At 47.6% G+C, this 19,851-nt stretch carries 17 protein-coding genes and 1 other annotated feature; of the genes, 13 read left to right on the forward strand and 4 right to left on the reverse strand.

Annotated elements, in window-relative coordinates:
- Both AC1DPK_RS19175 and AC1DPK_RS19180 read right to left on the reverse strand, forming a co-directional pair.
- On the reverse strand, positions 1–579 hold a 579-nt coding region (locus tag AC1DPK_RS19175), incomplete at its 3' end, for a sigma-70 family RNA polymerase sigma factor (protein ID WP_477511344.1).
- Complete coding sequence (locus AC1DPK_RS19180; RefSeq protein WP_477511345.1) at positions 503–1,237, reverse strand: Gmad2 immunoglobulin-like domain-containing protein; 735 nt, start codon at positions 1,235–1,237, stop codon at positions 503–505. The genes AC1DPK_RS19180 and AC1DPK_RS19175, both read right to left, overlap by 77 nt.
- A 308-nt stretch (positions 1,238–1,545) precedes the next feature.
- On the opposite strand from AC1DPK_RS19180, the gene AC1DPK_RS19185 reads away from it, so the two are divergent.
- The 4 genes from AC1DPK_RS19185 to AC1DPK_RS19200 all read left to right on the forward strand — a co-directional run bounded on the left by AC1DPK_RS19185 (position 1,546) and on the right by AC1DPK_RS19200 (position 5,194).
- On the forward strand, positions 1,546–3,201 hold the full coding sequence (locus AC1DPK_RS19185; RefSeq protein ID WP_477511346.1) for an RsmB/NOP family class I SAM-dependent RNA methyltransferase: 1,656 nt from the start codon (positions 1,546–1,548) through the stop codon (positions 3,199–3,201).
- 1 nt (position 3,202) lies between these two features.
- A complete protein-coding gene (locus AC1DPK_RS19190) occupies positions 3,203–3,955 on the forward strand; it encodes a 16S rRNA pseudouridine(516) synthase (protein WP_477511347.1) in 753 nt (250 codons plus the stop codon).
- Between the two features lie 73 nt (positions 3,956–4,028).
- Positions 4,029–4,826: a Cof-type HAD-IIB family hydrolase gene (locus AC1DPK_RS19195; RefSeq protein WP_441881042.1), complete on the forward strand. Its 798-nt coding sequence runs from the start codon at positions 4,029–4,031 to the stop codon at positions 4,824–4,826.
- Positions 4,817–5,194 (forward strand): hypothetical protein, encoded by a 378-nt coding sequence (locus AC1DPK_RS19200; protein WP_477511348.1) that lies wholly within the window; start codon positions 4,817–4,819, stop codon positions 5,192–5,194. The genes AC1DPK_RS19195 and AC1DPK_RS19200 overlap by 10 nt, the downstream gene beginning before the upstream one ends.
- Before the next feature lie 79 nt (positions 5,195–5,273).
- Here AC1DPK_RS19200 and AC1DPK_RS19205 read toward each other — a convergent pair whose 3' ends face one another.
- A complete protein-coding gene (locus AC1DPK_RS19205) occupies positions 5,274–7,106 on the reverse strand; it encodes a DEAD/DEAH box helicase (protein ID WP_477511349.1) in 1,833 nt (610 codons plus the stop codon).
- Positions 7,107–7,233: 127 nt separating this feature from the next.
- Between AC1DPK_RS19205 and AC1DPK_RS19210 the strand changes: the two genes are divergently transcribed.
- The 5 genes from AC1DPK_RS19210 (at position 7,234) to leuS (ending at position 13,354) form a co-directional block, all read left to right on the forward strand.
- Positions 7,234–7,428, forward strand: a complete 195-nt coding sequence (locus AC1DPK_RS19210) for a YwbE family protein (protein ID WP_076266853.1) — start codon at positions 7,234–7,236, stop codon at positions 7,426–7,428.
- A gap of 53 nt (positions 7,429–7,481) precedes the next feature.
- Entirely contained in the window at positions 7,482–7,784 is a 303-nt protein-coding gene (locus AC1DPK_RS19215) for a hypothetical protein (protein WP_477511350.1), read from the forward strand.
- Between the two features lie 143 nt (positions 7,785–7,927).
- Positions 7,928–9,121 (forward strand): GNAT family N-acetyltransferase, encoded by a 1,194-nt coding sequence (locus tag AC1DPK_RS19220; protein WP_477511351.1) that lies wholly within the window; start codon positions 7,928–7,930, stop codon positions 9,119–9,121.
- Positions 9,122–9,288: 167 nt separating this feature from the next.
- Positions 9,289–10,479 (forward strand): CynX/NimT family MFS transporter, encoded by a 1,191-nt coding sequence (locus AC1DPK_RS19225; protein WP_477511387.1) that lies wholly within the window; start codon positions 9,289–9,291, stop codon positions 10,477–10,479.
- Between the two features lie 100 nt (positions 10,480–10,579).
- Positions 10,580–10,833 (forward strand) — a binding site (T-box leader).
- An 82-nt stretch (positions 10,834–10,915) separates the two neighbouring features.
- The gene (gene leuS / locus AC1DPK_RS19230) at positions 10,916–13,354 is read left to right on the forward strand and encodes a leucine--tRNA ligase (RefSeq protein WP_430058016.1); all 2,439 of its coding nucleotides are present in this window, start codon (positions 10,916–10,918) and stop codon (positions 13,352–13,354) included.
- Between the two features lie 40 nt (positions 13,355–13,394).
- Here leuS and comER read toward each other — a convergent pair whose 3' ends face one another.
- Positions 13,395–14,234, reverse strand: coding sequence for a late competence protein ComER (comER, locus tag AC1DPK_RS19235; protein WP_477511388.1), 840 nt, complete (start codon positions 14,232–14,234; stop codon positions 13,395–13,397).
- 195 nt (positions 14,235–14,429) lie between these two features.
- Here comER and AC1DPK_RS19240 point away from each other — a divergent pair, with 195 nt between their 5' ends.
- From AC1DPK_RS19240 to AC1DPK_RS19255, 4 genes are all read left to right on the forward strand, one after another.
- A complete protein-coding gene (locus AC1DPK_RS19240) occupies positions 14,430–14,990 on the forward strand; it encodes a ComEA family DNA-binding protein (RefSeq protein ID WP_477511352.1) in 561 nt (186 codons plus the stop codon).
- 80 nt (positions 14,991–15,070) lie between these two features.
- Positions 15,071–16,363: a homocysteine synthase gene (locus AC1DPK_RS19245; RefSeq protein ID WP_076266859.1), complete on the forward strand. Its 1,293-nt coding sequence runs from the start codon at positions 15,071–15,073 to the stop codon at positions 16,361–16,363.
- A gap of 146 nt (positions 16,364–16,509) precedes the next feature.
- A complete protein-coding gene (locus tag AC1DPK_RS19250) occupies positions 16,510–17,040 on the forward strand; it encodes a deoxycytidylate deaminase (RefSeq protein ID WP_076266860.1) in 531 nt (176 codons plus the stop codon).
- Between the two features lie 110 nt (positions 17,041–17,150).
- Entirely contained in the window at positions 17,151–19,736 is a 2,586-nt protein-coding gene (locus AC1DPK_RS19255) for a DNA internalization-related competence protein ComEC/Rec2 (protein ID WP_477511353.1), read from the forward strand.
- Positions 19,737–19,851 lie beyond the last annotated feature (115 nt).

The following is a 19,851-nucleotide window of genomic DNA, read 5'->3' on the forward strand; positions in this document are numbered from 1 at the left end:
GTCTTCCCCCTCGTTTAGATGAATATTCAGCTTTGCTAAAGCCCGGTAGACGCTCGATTTCACCGAGCTTAACGGCATATCGACAATTTCAGCAACATCTTTTAAGGGCAAATCTTCAAAATACCTAAGGATGATCACCGTTTTGGACTTCTCGTCAAGACTGTTGAGTGCCTGATGCAGATCGATTTGTTCTTCGGTTCGTTCAGGAGCGTAACCAGCCTCATAATCACTGTCGATATAGACTGTTTTTTTCGCTTTTCGAATATATTCAAGCGCATAATTGACGGCGATCTTTGTTAGCCACGTATGAAAGTATTGCGGCTCACGCACTTTTTTGACAGAAATAAAGGCGCGATATATGGTTTCTTGTACAATTTCGAGAGCATCGTCCTTGTTGCGAACATAAGTATAGGCGATTCGGTAGAGCCGATCCTGTCGACTCGCGATCAATTTGGAGAAGCTTTCGTCATCGCCGGCTATCGCTTTTTTTACAAGTTCAATTTCATTTGAAATGGCGGTCGGCCTCCTTATGAGTAATAGTCGTGCTCTGGTTATGCTCTCCCACACGGTTCCAATCATACTGAACCTTGCCCCAGTCAGGTGCGCCGATAGAGGCTGTTCCAAAACCTGAGGCAAGCACTTTTTCGCCATGTTTTAGGGTATAATTATAGGTGCCCTCTGAAAGTCTCGCCTCGCCCTTTAAGGAATAATCGACGGATACAGGAGTGATCATCAGGTTGCGAAATGATTCGTTATCGACTTTTTTGCTGCAAGCGTACATCGTTAGCGGCATGTTGATTTTGCGAACTTGTTCGCCGCTCTCTTGATCAATTTCATATAGCTCGATATGGAGCGGGATGTCGAGTGACAACTTATTTACCGGAACGATAATGGTCTGATTCACTTTGCCCCATTCCGGTCCGCCTACAGAAGCAGTTCCAAAATCAGTCATGATGATTTTATCGCCTTGCTTGATTGTGAAATGGTAGGTGCCTTCGAATAAGCTTGCTTCGCCATTAATTTCAAATACTAAACTTTGCTTCGCTGCTTCAATGTTGCGGAACGAGTCGTTGCTAATGCTTGCATTGGGCTGTTTCACATGCTGCTGCGTTATTTGGTTTACGTTTTCCTTGGCTTGAACAATGCTGCGGTCGCTGACCGAATTCGTCAGCAACCCGATAAGGGTTACACCGGCAATGACTGAAGTTACGACTGTACCTATTACTATTTTTTTCATATGAATAATCTCCTTATGGCTTTTTCGCCGTGTATTATTGTTAAACGATAGTTGCTGTTTGCTTCATGAAGGCTACATAGGTTAGATGGGCGAGATGGTCATAAAGACGCAAGGAAGTATATTCCATTAATCGGCTATGGAATGCGACCAACTTTTGTATAACGAATAGCGTTTCGGAGCTTGTCTACCTTTTCAACAATTTTAATGGCGCTTCATTATTCCGTGCGTTGTATAATGAATTCTTAAGCTTTGTGTACGAATGCCTCGGCGAATGCTGAGAGGCTATTTATTTGGCAGGAGGAAATAGCATGAACGGCAATTTGCCGCGTAATTTCACAGAAAAAATGGAAAAGCTGCTTGGTGATGAGTTTGATAGCTTTATGTCTTCGTATGATGCACCGAGAGTATACGGTCTTCGAATCAATCGATTAAAGCTAGGTGTCGAGCAATGGAAAAAGCTATCTGACATGGGCGAGGAGGTGCGTGAAATACCTTGGGCACCGGATGGTTTGTATTACAAAGAGGGTGAACGGCCAGGCAAACATCCGCACTATCATGCGGGGCTTTATTATATTCAAGAACCGAGTGCGATGGCTCCGGTAGAACTGCTGGACGTTCAGCCTGGTCAACGCGTACTTGATCTATGCGCGGCCCCAGGAGGTAAATCGACGCAAATTGCAGGGAAGCTGCAAGGAAGCGGAGTGCTCGTCACGAATGATAACGCCAGAGAAAGAACAAAGGCTTTGGCCAAAAATATAGAGCTTGCCGGCGTACGCAATGCTGTCGTGCTTAACGATGAGCCCGCAGCAATTGCCGCTGTTTTTCCACAATGGTTCGATCGTATTCTCATTGATGCACCATGCTCCGGCGAGGGCATGTTTCGCAAGGATGATTCGATGATCGCAGAATGGGAGAAGCACTCGATTGAAAAATGCTCCTTAATGCAGCGCGATATTATGCAGCATGCCGCAGCGATGCTGGCACCTGGGGGGAGAATGGTCTATTCGACATGCACGTTCTCGCCGGAGGAGAACGAGCAGCAAATGGCTCAGTTTTTAGCCGAGCATGAAGATTTTTTTGTTGAAGCTATTTCTCCTCAGCATGGCTGGAGGGCAGGCAGAGCGGATTTAGCAGAAGGCATGGCGCAGCTTGATGAAGAGCGTCTGCAATCCATTCAAGGAACGGTAAGGCTATGGCCGCATTTAATTGAGGGAGAAGGTCATTATGCGGCTGTCCTTAGACGCAGCGGGGAGCGGACAAGCATCATGGAAGAAGAGCCGGCGGTTGCTGCTTCTGTAAAGCGCCAGAGCGTCCAGTCTGCTGGCGGAAGCTTAAAACGCGAAGTCGTGCCAAGCAGCGGGAAAAGACAAGAAAAGAAACAAGATCATAGGGATGAGCGCCGCGCAGCTAAACGGCAAACGAGAAATGATTGGGCCAACGCTGGATTGGAGCGCCCTGCAAACAAGAAAGGGGCAGGGAGTGGTCGTGATGGAGCCGCGATGAACCTCACTGAAGAAGCAAGTCCAATTGAGCTGTGGCACCAGTATGCAGAACAATTTGCGATAAATGCACGAAGCTGGCCAGGGCGTGTTGTAGCCTTTGGTTCTCGCGTATATATTCAGCCTGCCGAACTGCCATCGCTCGATGGCTTGCGCGTGGTTAGAGCCGGCTGGTATGTAGGTGAAGCTATTCGAGGTCGATTTGAACCGTCACACCCGCTAGCCATGGGGTTAAAGAATGATGAAGCCGTGCGCTCTGTTAATTGGAGCTCGTCTGATGAGCAGACGATTCGATATCTCAAAGGGGAAACCTTGTTTGTTGATGAATCGGAATTAACGGTGCATGCTGGCGCCGCCTCAAAAGGATATATATTAGTTTGCACAGACGGTTTCCCGATAGGTTGGGGGAAATATGCCGCTGGAATGATCAAAAATGAACTGCCTGCAGGATGGAGATGGATGTAGAATGAGTAAACGTATTCGAATTGACAAGCTGATCGCCCATATGGGACTGGGTACGCGCAGCGAAATTAAACGAGCTGTGAAGCTCGGCATGGTTGTTGTAGATGATAAAGTAGTGAAAGACAGCGGACTAATCGTTGACCCTGATACAGCAAAGGTTTATTTTGACGGCGCACCTGTCGTGTATCGTGATGTCGTTTATTTCATGTTGAATAAGCCGCAGGGCGTTATTTCTGCAACAGAGGATAGTCGTGAACGCACGGTAATCGATTTACTTGAGCTCTCCGATCGGCAGCGAGATCCATTTCCAGTCGGACGACTGGATAAAGACACGGTTGGCTTGCTGCTGCTGACGAACGATGGGCAGCTTGCTCATGAACTGTTGTCTCCGCGCAAGCATGTTGCGAAGACCTATGAAGCATTGGTTCTTGGCGATGTTGGCGAAGAAGACCAGCAGCTTTTTTTGGCTGGCGTTGCATTAGACGACGGGTATGTTACGATGCCGGCTGAGTTACACATCAAGAGTCGTGAACAACGGGATGATGAAATATTTTCGAGTATCTCCCTTACCATTATGGAAGGTAAGTTCCACCAAGTGAAAAGAATGTTTGAAGCTGTCGGCAAAAAGGTCGTATACTTGAAAAGAGTATCGATGGGTCCGCTTAAGCTTGATGAAACTCTTGAAGAGGGCTCCTATCGGGAGCTGACGGAAGAAGAATTAGAGCTTCTGCGCTCACATAAACGGAAGACGGATTAGACATTGTATCTAGTGTTTGCTGTAATTAAGAGATAGAGAGAGCACTTACAGAGTTTGGAATAGGAGTGGAGACATGAGCCTTAATTATGATTTAATTGCTTTAGATGTGGATGGGACGCTGCTTACAGATGATCATGTGCTGACGAAAGCTATTCGTGAGTCGGTACATGAGGCTGCCAATCGCGGAGCTCAAATCGTATTATGTACTGGGAGAGGACCATCAGGCGCACTTCCTGTGCTAAAAGAGCTTGGACTTAGCGGGACGGTGATTACTCATAACGGAGCAGCTACGATTAATGCGGATGACCATTCCGTTGTTCACCAATTCGATATGGTACCTGAGCATTTATTGCGTTTTATTCAATATTGCCGCGAGAATGGCATTCATTTTGATTTGAATACTGCTTTTGAAATGATGGTCGAGAGCATGACGCCGGAAGTAGAAGCAATGTATGGTCATTTTCAAGCTAAACCATCGATTCATGATTTCCGCCTGGGCTTGCCTAGCGGCCTTGTGAAATTTACAGTTTTCGGAACGAAGGATCAGATGGATGTCGTACAAACGGAATGGTCGGGATGGCCTAAGCAGCTTCATTCGATTCGGAGCGGCGACTTTTTTATCGATGTGCATCATAGTGAAGCCAATAAAGGAAAAGCGTTGCAGCAGCTTGCAGCAATTAAAGGCATTGATCGCAGCCGAATTCTAGCAATCGGCAATTATCATAATGATATAACGATGCTTCAATTTGCGGGCATGGGCATAGCAATGGGCAATTCTCCTGAGGAAGTGAAGCTGGCAGCTAATGCAGTTGCACTTTCGAATAGCGAGGATGGCGTGGCTAGAGCGCTTTATGAGCACGCGTGGAGCTAATTAAACAGCTCTTTTTCTTTCGGATATTCGTAAAGTATTTAGGAAATGTTTTTGGACAGATGAATTTTCCTGGTACGAACGGTAAGGTGAAATATGTATGGCTGGATAATGCACCTGGAAAATTCAGCTTTGCAAGCATAAGCCTGCTTAAAAATTTGGACCCTAGCTATTATTATATTATTGATTGCCATTGGCCGCTGAAGGTAAGCGGAATTACAGTAGATCCTACACATTTTTACGTTTGCGGATGCAACGGCGCGTATAAATGCCAATGCAATTCTACTAGCTGCGGCAGAGGATATTATGAGGCGGCATTGACTATCAATAATAATCAATATGATCTATCGGTTAACGAAGTAAGATCCTGATGGAATGATATAGAAAAAGAAAGAGCGGTCAGCACTAGGAATTAGTTCCTGTGTTGACCGCTCTTTCTTTTAATGTTGTTTACCGATTGCGTCCGCCGCCGCCGCGCGGTTTGCTCGAAGAGCTTCCGCCACCACGCGGGCTGTTGCCGCGACCGCCGGCAGGTGAGCCGCTGCGTCCGCCTGACGATGATTTGCCGCGCTTGCCTGTTCCACGGCCGTTTTCGTGCTCGTTTAGTGTTTTCGCTTTGAAATCACTGCGCGCTGCTTCCCAAGGGCTATCCACCTTGGACGAGGCACGGCCAGCTACATGCTCTGCGCCGCGAGGACTGCCGAAGCCGCCGGTGCGACTTGCACCACCGCGAGCTGAGCCGCCACGACTCTCGGAGCGTTCGCCACCGCGAGCTGAACTTCCGCGACTTTCGGAACGATCACCGCCGCGAGTTGAACTGCTGCGGCTTTGGGAACGGTCATTACCGCGAGCAGGGCTTGCGGATTCGAATCGGTCCCCACGGTTGGCTGACCAGCCTGTGCTCTCGCCAGCTGTTTCGGAAGCTTGACCGCGAATCTCAGCTGTTCTGCCTGTACGTTTGCCAGCATTAGGACGAACGGTCTCGCGTTGGCCTCTGCGTCCGCCTGGCTTCGCATTGCGATCACCTTGAGCAGAACGGTCACGACCGCCGCGGCGTCCACCCTCGGTTGGCTTGCTGCTTCCGCCGCGTGTACTGCTTTTGCCAGCTGCACTGCGTGTTCTCTCTGGACGATCGCCGGTTTGTGCGCGTACAGATGTTTCGTTGCCTTCGCTGTCAATCGCACGGCGTGCAAGCTTAGCATTTATGCTTTGTTCAATAAGAATCAAATGGTTTTTGTCATAAGGAGTTGCGAGTGTGATGGCTGCGCCATCTTGCCCAGCGCGACCTGTTCTGCCAATACGGTGAATATACAGCTCGCCGTCTTGTGGAACGTCGTAGTTGTAAACATGGGTAACCCCTTCAACATCGAGTCCGCGAGCAGCAACGTCAGTCGCTACGAGCACTTGCAGTCTTGCATCTCTGAAGCGCTTCATTACTTGCTCACGCTTCGCTTGCGTAAGATCGCCGTGCAGCTCATCCGATTCGATGCCGATCTCTTGGAGTTCCTTGTTTAATTTTTTCGCGCGAACTTTAGTCCGGCAAAAAATAACGGCCAAATAGGGCTGATGACGCTCTAGCAAATGCACGAGAGTTTGCTGTTTGCTTCTATCCGTTGTTTCATAGACGATTTGTGTAATGCTGTCGAGTGTGACGTTAGTACTGCGTACCCGAATATCGACAGGCGTCTTCATATAATCAGCAGCCAGCTTGCGAATAGCATCAGGCATTGTAGCTGAGAACAACATCGTTTGACGAGCTTTCGGCGTTTGTGAAATAATGCTTTCTACATCTGGCAGGAAGCCCATGTGAAGCATTTGATCCGCTTCATCGAGAACAAGCATTTGCAGCTTGCCTAGGCTGACGGTTTCACGTTTCATATGATCGATTAGACGACCAGGTGTTGCAACCACGATATGGGGCGAGCGCTGCAGTTTGCGAATCTGAGCATCAACGTCTTGGCCGCCATAGGCAGCAAGCACGCTTACGCCAACAGCGGGAACAAGTTTTTTGAGCTCGCTCGTAATTTGAATCGCAAGTTCCCTCGTTGGAGTTAATATGAGAGCTTGGACTTGTTCTTTCTCTATATTAATACGTTGCAAAATAGGCAAAGCAAACGCAATCGTTTTGCCTGTGCCCGTCTGAGCTTGTGCAATAACATCCTGCCCGTTGAGCAGAAGTGGAATCGCTTGCTTTTGAACCGGAGTCGGCTCGATAATTCCATCATGGTGAAGCAATTCGCTTAGCTTGGGAATTATACCCAAAGCGTTAAATGCGTTAGACATTAATACATTTCCTCATTTCGTTTACATCTTTTGATGTTAAGTATAACAGCTGTCCTTATAATGTGCATCTTTACTTTGCTTATGCTATGCTAAAAGCCGACATTAGAGCAGCAGAGGAATGGTAAATATGAATGGAACAGAGCGTTCCGCGATCAAAGCGGGCCTTTCGGTAGACATTGTTTTGAAGCAGGATCAACGGACTGGCAAGCTGACACGAGGTGTCGTGAAAGATATTTTGACGAATTCGCCTAAGCACCCTCATGGCATTAAAGTGAGACTGGCTGATGGGCAAGTAGGGAGAGTCAAGAACATCCTGACTTAAAGAGTCCATATCTAGTCAGGAAGGAATGTTCAACGTTAAAGGAGCGATGTGCTGTGGCCTTTGGCATAAAAAGAAAAGAGTTGCAGCGATGGAAGGAAGCCGTTGCCCGCGGAGAAATTGCATTTCTGACGCACTACTGGCTGGATTCGAGGTTTCCAGACATGAAAACAGTAACGAAGGTAGGCTGCTCCGATATGGAGAAGCTCTCGCGCTGGTGCCTCGATAACGGCCTTAATCCTCGCTATATTCATGCGCGGTCAGAGTATCCGCATTTTGATTTGCTTGGACCGCTGCAGCGTGAAATATTGAAGCGAGAAAATCAGCTGGAACAGCTTGAACGATTTGATATGTTATGAGGATCAGAATCGCAATTAGCTGCTCATGAGGCGGCTTTTTTTATTTCAAAAATGGAAAAAAATCTTTCTCCTTAATGAATCATCCTTTATGATAAATGGAAGCTTGGATGATTATGCCAGTTTAAGGGGAGTGGAATTTGCATATGGTTACCGAGAAATTGCAGCTGCTGGACACCTTCAAAGAATGGATAACGTTTGTAACCGATTTGGCGCGTTACGACGAACGTATTTGGAATCAGAGCATTGCCGCAGGAAAGTGGTCGGTTCGAGACGTCACAGCCCATATTTTACGTTGGGATATTTATTTTTATGAAGAAGCAATCTTAAAGGTGCGAGCTGGCCTGCCGCTTACGGTTAAACATTTGGATTATAATGAGTTTAACGAACAAGCTAAAATATACAGCAAGTCAACTTCGATCGCTGAGCTCGTTCATGAAGCTGCAAGCATACGTGAGCGGATTATTGACACGATAGCACAGTTAGCAGATGAGCAGTACAAAGCTGACTATGTAGATGCGGACGGTCATGCCTTTGAAGTAAGTCAGTATATAAAAGATTTTATATGGCATGATCAGCATCATATGGAGCAGATTAAGAGACTGTTGCATTTTCGCATAGAGGAAATGAGCTTGAATGGCTGGCCAGCTTTGCAAACGGTTGTCTACGACGGCTGGCTGCTTCGTTTTGCAGAAGGTTATACGAAACGTTCCAATTCGATTAATCCTGTGTACGGCAGCACGCTTCAGCTTGATGCAAAAATCAGCTCCTGCGAGGAACTGTATGAACACAAGGGCATTCGCTCTGTTTTTAAAATAACACCCTTCGTCCAGCCAACCTCGCTTGATGAGGAACTGGCGACTCGCGGTTATGAGCTTATCGACCGGACGATTGTAAAGACGATACATCTTTCTGACGCTCTATCCCCGAAGGCTGCTGAAATTTGGCTCGAACAGGAAGTTTCGGAGAACTGGCTGGATGCGGTTGCGGTTTTTAGTCGTTTAACGGATGAACAGCGGTCAACTACACGTAAAATGTTAGAACAGTCACCGCTGGATAAATGCTGCGCAATCTTGCACGATAATGGAATACCGGTAGCATGCGGCTATGCGGTGATTGAGGATGGTTGGATTGGTATTTATGATATTGTGACCGATCCTAACTATCGAAATAAAGGTTTTGGCGAGCAGCTAGTGCTGCATCTTCTACAATGGGGCAAGGGATATGGAGCGACTGAAGGTTATCTGCTCGTCGTAAAAGATAACGCAGCAGCTAATCGGCTGTACGATAAAATCGGGTATGTCCCGCAATACGAATATTGGTATCGAGTAAAAAAATAAAAGCTGCTATTTGTTATTTGTAATAATCGTATAAGGCGCCTTGTTGAATGTTTAAGGCGCTTATATGGGAAACTAAACAACTTAGATTGATCAGCATGAGAAAGAAGGATTATTTCGTGAAAATCAGCCATTCAAATTTATCATCAGCATCTACATCTTCTGCGCCAATTGCAATAACAAGCTCATGGCTGCTGCTGCTTGGCATTTTGCTAATAGCCGCTAATTTGCGAGCGCCACTAACAGCGGTTGGACCAATCGTATCTGAAATTCAGCGTTCGTTCGGCATTTCCAGTGCGCTCACTGGGCTGCTGACGACCTTGCCGCTGCTAGCATTTGCACTTATTTCTCCGCTTGCGCCACGAATGGCTCAGCGCATAAGTATGGAAAACACATTATTTATTGCAATGGTCGTGCTGACTGGCGCGATTGTAATTCGATCCCTTCCGGCGATAGCCGCTTTATTTGTTGGAACGATCTTGCTGGGCATGGCGATTGCAGTTGCAAACGTACTGCTTCCGAGCATGATAAAAAGAGATTTTCCGGCCACCGTCGGTTTAATGACTGGTTTATATTCGGTCGTGATGAATTTAGGCGCTGCTTTAGCTTCAGGTTTCAGCATTCCCATTACAGAGAAGATATCCTTGGGCTGGCAAGGTATGCTGGCCTGCTGGGCACTGCTCGCTCTAATTGCTACGATTGCATGGGTACCGCAGCTTCGTTCGTTTGCGAAGAAGGACAACAACAAAGCAGCGACGAATGGCGAGAAGAACGGAGGTCTGCTGCGCTCTGGCTTAGCTTGGAAAGTCGCATTATTTATGGGGCTTCAATCATTTTGTTTCTATGTCAACATATCATGGCTGCCTGAAATTTTGTCTGACCGCGGCATGAGTCACGTTGATGCGGGATGGATGCTGTCACTGCTGCAATTTGTCAGCTTGCCCGCGACTTTTATTATCCCTGTCATTGCGGGAAAGCAGGCAAGCCAAAGGCTGCTTGTTATTCTTACAACGATCTTGCTGCTCCTAGGATACTTAGGGCTCCTTAGCGGGAATGTGGATCTTATTCCGATTTGTATGATTTTACTCGGAATTGCCGGCGGTTCCGGCTTTAGTCTCGCAGTTATGTTTTTTGTATTGCGGACAAGCAGCACAAGGCAGTCGGCTCAGTTGTCGGGGATGGCACAGTCACTTGGTTATCTGCTTGCCGCTGCCGGACCGCTGTTGTTTGGACTCATTCATGATTTGACGAATAATTGGACTGTCTCATTAGTGATGCTAGTAGCCGTTGCCGTTATTTTTGGATATATAGGCTTCGGAGCTGGAGCGAATAAAACCATATCAGGAGCACAAGAAAAATAAATGTGTTGTGCAAATTGATTAGTGTACGCTTGAAGTTCAAGTTCGTTCTCTTGACACCGAACCGTGTGATCTTTATAATCGAAACTAACGATTTTATGCATATGGAGCGTTGAAGAGGAACAGTAATTTCGTTTGTCAGGCCTAGAGAGCCGGTGATTTATGGTGGAAGCCGGACCTGCAGCGAAATGAAGCTCGCCTTGGAGCTGTGCGATTAACGAAAGCGATGTTTACGAAACATCGTTTACGCGAAAATCACCGTTTGGCCCGCGATAAGGGCGACAAGTGAGCGATCGGCAAAGCATGTCTTTCGCTAACTAGGGTGGTACCACGGGAGAACAACCTCTCGTCCCTAGCGATAATTCGCTAGGGGCGAGAGGTTTTATGTTTTTTTGTACAATTATGCATTCAGCATTTATTTGAGAGAGGATATGAGCACATGAGTCAAGAACAGCAATTTCACGGCTATAACCCGCTTGTTGTGGAGCCGAAATGGCAGCAATTTTGGGATAAAAACAAAACGTTTCAAACGACAGAGGATGCTGAAAAACCAAAGTTTTACGCATTAGATATGTTTCCATATCCATCTGGAGCTGGCCTGCATGTAGGACATCCAGAAGGTTATACAGCGACGGATATCGTGTCTCGCTACAAAAGAATGAAAGGTTATAATGTCCTTCATCCGATGGGCTGGGATGCGTTCGGATTGCCTGCTGAGCAGCATGCGCTTGATACAGGAAAGCATCCGCGTGATATTACGTTTGTAAACATCGATAATTTCCGCAGACAAATAAAATCACTTGGCTTCTCATACGATTGGGATCGCGAGATTAGTACAACCGATCCTGAATATTATAAATGGACGCAATGGATTTTTATCCAATTGTACAACAGAGGACTCGCTTATGTTGCTGAAGTATCAGTTAACTGGTGTGAAGCTCTTGGAACGGTGCTTGCCAATGAAGAGGTTATTAACGGCCTAAGCGAGCGGGGCAATCATCCCGTTGTTCGCAAGCCTATGCGTCAGTGGATTTTGAAAATTACAGAATACGCAGATCGTTTGTTGGATGATTTGGAAGAACTGGACTGGACAGAAAGCATTAAGGATATGCAGCGCAACTGGATTGGAAAATCCAAAGGAGCTGAGGTTACCTTTGAGATTGACGGTCATGATTCCGCATTGGTCGTATTTACGACTCGTCCAGATACATTGTTTGGCGCGACTTATTGCGTACTCGCTCCTGAGCATGAGCTTGTTGCAAAAATCGTAACGGCAGAGCAAAAAGAAGCAGTTGAAGCTTATCAACTGGCAGCATCGCGCAAGAGTGATTTGGAGCGTACTGATTTGGCGAAAGACAAATCAGGCGTGTTCACAGGAGCTTATGCCATTAATCCCGTTAATGGCGTGAAAACACAAATCTGGATCGCAGATTATGTTCTTGCTGGTTATGGAACGGGTGCTATTATGGCTGTTCCAGGTCATGACGCTCGCGACTGGGAATTTGCTAAGCAATTTGATTTGCCAATCGTTGAGGTTGTGCAAGGCGGAGATGTTACGAAGGAAGCTTATGCAGGCGACGGCATTCATGTCAATTCCGATTTCTTGAACGGTTTGACGAATGAAGAAGCGATTGCGAAAATGATAGAGCATCTGGATGCGTCGGGCAAAGGAAAAGGGAAAATCACTTACCGCCTGCGCGATTGGTTGTTCAGCCGCCAGCGCTACTGGGGTGAGCCGATTCCGATCCTTCACTTGGAGGATGGTACGATGAAGACTGTTCCTGAGGATCAGCTTCCGCTTCTGCTGCCTGATGTTGATGCTATCACTCCTTCAGGAACTGGGGAATCACCGCTTGCCAGCGTTACGGAATGGGTGAACACGATCGATCCTGAAACGGGCATGAAGGCTCGCCGTGAAACGAACACGATGCCGCAATGGGCTGGCAGCTGCTGGTACTACCTGCGCTTCATCGATCCTAAAAACGACAAACAGCTTTGTTCGCCAGAGAAGCAAAAGCAATGGCTGCCGGTTGACCTTTACATCGGTGGCGCTGAGCATGCTGTACTGCATCTGCTTTACGCTCGTTTCTGGCACAAGGTGCTTTATGATATCGGCGTTGTAGATACAAAGGAGCCGTTCCATAAGCTTGTCAACCAAGGCATGATTCTTGGAAACAACAACGAAAAAATGTCCAAATCGCGTGGAAATGTTATCAATCCAGATGATATCGTAAACGAGTTTGGCGCAGATACGCTACGTATGTACGAAATGTTTATGGGTCCGCTTGAAGCAACGAAACCTTGGAATACCAATGGTGTGGAAGGAACATATCGTTTCCTTAACCGTGTATGGCGTTTGTTCGTGAACGAGGATGGCAGCTTGAATGCCAAAATCGGCAATGGCGAAACAAGTGATGCATTCAAGCGCACATGGCATCGTTCAATCAAAAAAATTACGGATGATTATGAGGGACTTCGCTTCAACACCGTAATCAGCCAGCTCATGATTTTTGTAAACGAAGCCTACAAAACAGATGTGCTTCCGCAAGCAGCAATGGAGCAATTCGTTCAATTGATTTCTCCAATTGCGCCGCATATCGCGGAAGAGCTATGGGAGAAGCTGGGACGCACGGATTCGCTTACGTATGCAGCGTTCCCGACGTTCGAAGAAGCTTGGACGGTCGATCAAGAGGTTGAGATCGTCGTACAAGTAAATGGTAAAATCGCAGATCGCATCTCCATTGCAGCTGATATGGACGTTGCTGAGATGGAAAGCATAGCGAAAGAACTTGAGAAGGTGCAAGAGCTGATTGCCGGCAAAACAATCCGTAAAGTCATTGCGGTAAAAGGCAAGCTAGTTAATATCGTTGCTAATTAAGACAAACAGAAGAGGTGAGCGGGCATTAGCTGAAGAACAGCTATTGACCGTTCACCTCTTCGCCTATAAAGGCGGTCGAAACCTTGACCACATCTTCATCGAACTTTGCATGTGTCGTACGGATGAGTTGATTGAATACTCCTTCTGTCTCGCGGCGCAGCAGGTTTAGCGCTTTGGCTGTAATGCCGCCAGGGACGGCAACTCTCTCTTGCACCTCTGCTGGTGTAAGGCCGCCTTCGGTCAGCAGCAAGCCGGTTCCGAGCAGCATGGCGCTTGCAACACGCAGCGCTTCATCACGGCTTATACCCGTTTCTGCAACCGCAGCATCCACAAATTGCTCAAGCAGGAAAGACATAAAAGCTGGTCCKCAGCTTGAAATGTCGGATACGATGCGTGTGTAATTCTCATCTATTCGCAGCGGCTGACTAATATGGGATAATAAGTCCTCCAGATGAGCCATATCATTCTCATCAATCGTTTCCCCATAAATACAAAGCGATGCTCCGCTCCATACATAATTTGTAATGCTCGGAATAACCTTAGCTACCTTGCAATCGAGTTCCCCTTCTAGATGAGAGATAAGGACAGGACTCGTTATAGATACGACAATCTGATTTGGTCGAATAGTTGCCTTCAAATCATCGACCACTTTTTTAAACTCCAAAGGCTTTACGCACAAAAAAACAATATCGCAGCCGCAGGCAGCCGCAGCATTCGTATATTCGGCTCTCATGCCGGAATAACGGTTGGCCAAGGCTTGCGCTTTTGCAAAGGTGCGGTTGCTGACGGCAATTTGTTTTGGTGATAATGCACCAGATGCGATCAAAGCTTCAATGAGCAGGCTTCCCATTGTGCCCGTCCCGATAAATCCGACATTCATGCTGAACCCTCCTATAGGTTTGGCGCGCACATAACCTGCTTTAATTTGTAGAGAAAGGTTATATGCGAACAAATCCCGAGTGAAAATTTCAATAGCCGTACTCATTTCGTGTGCTCTCTTACCTTATTCCGCAGGACTTGTTTCATATGTCACTAATTACCAAATAATTCGYCGCTTTCAAAGGAGAGTGAAGAAGTGAAGCCTTTAACTGGAACGATTTCTAGCAAAGCCATTTTATTTGCTTCTATTTTAATACTTGCTGCAGCTATATTGCTGGCCGCTGCTTTTATGGAGCCTAAGCAGCCGGAAAGAGGTAATTGGGTACCTTTAAACGATGCTGTGAAATCTGCAGTCGCTGCAATTGATGCAGCAGATACCGGTGAAGAAGACGTAAAGAACAAGAAGGATACTGAGATGATCCCGGAAAAGGAGCAAGAAGCATCGGCTGCGGGTGTTGATCATCGGAATGAGCCGGATGGGAGAGCTGCTTTAAAGGAAGATACGATTGTATCCACTGCGCCAGCAGCACCGATTGTTGATGCGGACATGGATGATGCAGCAAAGCTTGATATCAACCGCGCAACGGAGGCAGAACTTGATGATTTGAAAGGAATCGGACCGTCCAAAGCAAAAGCAATTATTGAAGATAGAGAAAGAAACGGCAAATTTGCAACCGTTAATGATTTACTCCGTGTCAAGGGAATTGGAGAAAAACTATTAAAAGGATTGGAAGACAGCATTGTAGCTCGTCCATAATTGTGAGAGAATGGAAAGAAGCGGACATTTACAACTTCCGTTTGCCATTATCTATTAACTCATTTGAAGGAGTCGAGAAAATGTCAGAACAACGCAAGCTTTCCCTTGATACACTATCCGTCCACGGAGGTCAGCAAATCGATCCGACTACGTTGTCGCGCGCGGTACCTATCTACCAGACGACATCTTACGGATTCAAAGATACAGATCATGCAGCGAATCTATTTGCATTGCAGGAATTTGGAAATATTTACTCCCGAATTATGAACCCGACATCGGATGTTTTTGAGAAACGTGTAGCTGAATTAGAGGGTGCTCCGGCAGCATTGGCAGTTGCTTCTGGTCAATCGGCTATTACATACGCGATTCTAAATATTGCAGGAGCTGGCGATGAGATCGTTTCCGCTACAAGCCTGTACGGAGGCACTTACAACTTATTCTCAATGACGCTTGCAAAGCTTGGCATCACTGTAAGATTTGTTGATCCGTCGAATCCGGAAAACTTCCGCGGAGCAATCAACGAGCGTACGAAAGCAGTATATGCTGAGACGATCGGAAATCCGAAGGGCGATGTGATCGATCTTGAAGCGGTTGCTGCAATTGCACATGAGAATGGCATTCCATTTATCGTGGACAATACTTTCCCGAGCCCATACTTGTGCAGACCGATTGAACATGGAGCAGACATTGTGGTGCATTCCGCGACCAAGTTTATCGGCGGACATGGAACATCAATCGGCGGTATCATTGTAGACGGCGGCAAGTTTGACTGGAAAGCCAGCGGCAAATTCCCTGGTCTTACTGAGCCGGATCCAAGCTACAATGGCGTTGTTTATACCGATGCAGTTGGCCCTGTCGCGTATATCATTAAAGCGCGCGTCCAATTGCTAAGAGATATGGGTGCTGCTATTTCACCTTTCAACTCCTTCCTATTGCTTCAAGGACTTGAGACGCTGCATCTTCGGATGGAACGCCATAGCTCAAACGCGCAAAAGGTAGCTGAATATTTGGAAGGCCATGAAGCGGTTGAGTGGGTTAGCTATCCAGGACTTCCAAGCCACCCATCCTATGACCTTGCACAAAAATATTTGCCGAAGGGCAAAGGCGCTATTATGACATTCGGCATTAAAGGCGGAGTCGAAGCGGGCAAAAAAGTAATCAACTCCGTTCAGTTGTTCTCGCATTTGGCGAATGTTGGCGATTCCAAGTCGCTAATTATTCATCCGGCAAGCACAACACATCTGCAATTGTCAGAGGAACAGCAAGCTAATGCAGGCGTTTCTCCAGGCATGATTCGTCTATCGATCGGTACAGAAGGTATTGATGATATTTTGGCGGATATTGAGCAAGCCATTGCTGCCAGCCAAGCCTAAGCCTAAACGTTTTAGTAAGAAGCTTTAACGTAGAAATATACGATAAACAGGAGCAATTGTTATGTTTCTTATATTTCAACGAATTTAAACGACAAATAAATGCAACCAGAGATCATCAGATGCAGCATGAGAGAGGAAGTTGAGTTATGAGCACCCAAACGAAGGATGCCGACCGCAAGGACTGGGACACCTACTTCATGGATATTGCCTATATGGTTTCGACGCGCTCGCGTTGTCCGCGCAGACATGTTGGAGCTGTTCTTGTACAAGGAAAAAAACTGCTTGGCACAGCGTATAACGGTGCTCCGATGGGCGTGCAGGATTGTCTCGAGGCAGGCTGCATGATTTCGGAGGAAGTTGAGATGAAGCTGGTCGACGGCAAGGAGCAGCCATTCAAGAAACAACGCTGTATTCGAACGATACATGCGGAGCAAAATTTGCTGCTGTTCACCGATCGTACCGATCGCGAAGGATCAACCGTTTATGTAACCGACCAGCCTTGCTGGACATGCGCTAACATGCTTGCAAACAGCGGTGTTATCGAAATCGTCTATCATCGCAGTTATCCGAAAGACAGTGAAAAGGTGAGCAATATGATGGCCCAGAAAGGTATTGTTTTCCGTTGTTTGGATCATTACGAGCCACCTGCTCAGGCGCATATGGATGTAACATCATAGCGTTGATCATTAAATAGTAGAAACGAGGAGGAACCTCTGATTGCATCTTTTGATGCGACAGAGGTTCTTTTTTTTTGTTATGAGGCTTTGCGAATTGGAGGGAGCTAGAGGTGAATCGACGTCCTTTAATTTGGTTTGCGATTTGTTGGGTATTTGGGGGCGCGGCTGCTGCTGGTTTGAACAGCAGCGGCGTTTGGCTTGCGGCGGGAGCGGGAATATTGCTCGCAACCGCCGCAGTGCTTGGCAAGAAAGCGACGTGGCAGCTCGCGGCGGCTTGTGCTTTGGCAGTGTGCCTTGCCGCAGGAGAGCGGTTATGGGCGGATGCCCGCAACGTGACTGCGCTGCCAGCACTGCTTGCCGCCGCTGAGGCGGATGGACCGCGAGCTGCGTATGCGGCGGAAGCGGAGGGCGTTATTGTATCGGCGGTGGAGGTCGACGGCGACCGCGCGATGTTTCGCGTGGAGGCGCACAGCATCCACGTTCAGGGTGAAGCCGCTGCGCAGCCGTTGCGCGAGCGGTTGATCGTGCATGTCCGGCTGATGGAACAGCCGGAGCAGGCCATCGCCGCGGCTTGGCAGCGCGGCGCCAAAGTGCGCCTTGCCGGCGAGCTTACGCGGCCGGCTGGCGCATCCAATAGCGGCGGATTTGATTACCGCCGCTACCTCAGCAGCCAGAGAATCCACTGGCTGCTCAAAGTGAAGGGCACCGCCGCCGTAAAGCCGGCGCCGGGCCCCAAGTGGACCGCGGCCGCGCTGCTCGGCCGCGTCGACAACGCGCGCGCATGGCTTGGCGCGCGGATGGAACAGCTGTATCCGTCCTCGCAGTCCGGATACATGAAGGGACTGGTCCTCGGCATTCGCGAGGACCTCGATCCAGAGCAGTTCCAGCAATTTTCAAGGCTTGGTTTAACGCATATTTTAGCGATTTCGGGCCTCCATGTTGCTGTATTCCTTTATGCGCTTAGCGGTCTGCTGCGCCTCGCACGTATAAGCCGCGAACGAATGCTGCTCATCCTCATGTTATCCGTTCCCTTGTATGTGCTGCTTGCCGGCGCTTCCCCTTCGGTTGTCCGCGCGGGTCTAATGTCCGTTCTTGGGCTATTGGCAGCTCGGATGGGCAAGCTGAAGGATGGGCTGCATTTGTTAGCTGCTGCTGCGGTGCTTATGCTTATTTATGATCCCTATTTTATCGAGGATGTCAGCTTTCAGCTGTCGTTCATTGTAACGATCGGTCTAATTGTCGGAGTCCAGCCTGTACGGCAAGCGATGCCGAGGTGGCGCAGAGGAAAATCGCTGCTTGATCTGGCGGCGGTTACGCTCGTAGCGCAGATTGTATCTTTTCCACTGACGATTTATTATTTTAATCAGTTTCATGTGTTGTCTATGCTCGCGAATTTTGTGCTCGTTCCGTTCATCAGCTTTGTCGTTATGCCGCTTGGCGCAGTATCGCTCCTGCTTGCGATTCCTTGGGAGGGCGGCGGCAAGCTGCTGGCCTATTTCTCGCATTTCGCGAATGAATGGACGTTTGCTTTCGTCGAGCAGCTGTCCGAAGTGGATTCACTAAGGACGATTTGGGCAACTCCGCCTCTTTGGTGGGTGGCAGCTTGGCTGATTATATTTGGTGTTATATTTCGGATTTTGCGCAGTTGGACGATGCAAATCGCTGCGAAACATGAGGAAGAAGCGGCGACCATAGAGGAGACAGCGCCAATTGGAGCGGTTCATCCTTACATAGTGGTTAAAGAAAGCAGTAAAAAGCTAAGGATTAGCCTATATCTGCTGTTAGCGCTAGTTTTGATTATGATTTTTTATGCCTTTAAACCTGATTTATTTAACCGTCAAGCAGAGGTTAGTTTTATAGATGTTGGTCAAGGCGATGCTGTACATATTCGAACACCCGGCGGCAAGCATATTTTAATCGATGGCGGAGGTACGATGAGCTTCCGCAAGCCGGGAGAAGAGTGGAAGGAGCGGAGCGACCCTTTTGAAATTGGGAAAAAGGTGCTTGTGCCTTTACTTATGAAAAGAGGCGTGCGCGAGATTGACATCCTCGTCATTTCACATTTGGATAGCGATCATATCCGTGGTTTAAAAGCAGTTTTGGAGACGATTCCAATACGCAGCATTTGGTGGAACGGAACGGTGAAGGAAGCAGATGATGCTCAGCAGCTTATTAAGCAGGCACTTGCGCTGGGAATTCCAATGTACAGCGCGTCTGCGGGCATGAAGCAGCAGGTAGATGCAAATACCAAGATAAGCGTTCTGTGGCCATTGGCGCAAAAAGAGGAAGCGGTGGCTCACGTTGAGGAGCAGAATGAAGCCAGTGTTGTGCTTAGTGTTCAGCTTTTTCAGTCGGTCTTCTTGTTTACCGGTGATATTAATGCAGCCACAGAGCGCGCCATTATACGAAATGAGCGGCAGCAAAATATAATGGATTCAAAGGAAAAAAACGTCTCAGTTATGAAGGTTGCACATCATGGCAGTCGTTTTTCAACAAGCTCAGAGTGGCTCGATTATTGGCGTACGCTTGGAGCAGTAGCTTCTGTTGGAGCGACAAATACCTACGGCCATCCTAGTCCAGATGTGATTTCTCGATTAAATCAAGCGGGAACCGCTTTGTGGCGAACAGATCGTGATGGCGAGGTACGGTTTATTGTAACCAGCCAAGATTTATTTACGTATACAAAAATTAAGTAAGGCGGGTATCGAAAAAATGCGAATAAAAAGCCTGCTTTCATCTTTCCGTACCTAAATTCGCATATCATATGAAAATCATTCATACTTAGGAATAAAGAAGTCGAGCCGTTTTCAG

The organism is Paenibacillus sp. 01T424, assembly GCF_056398745.1.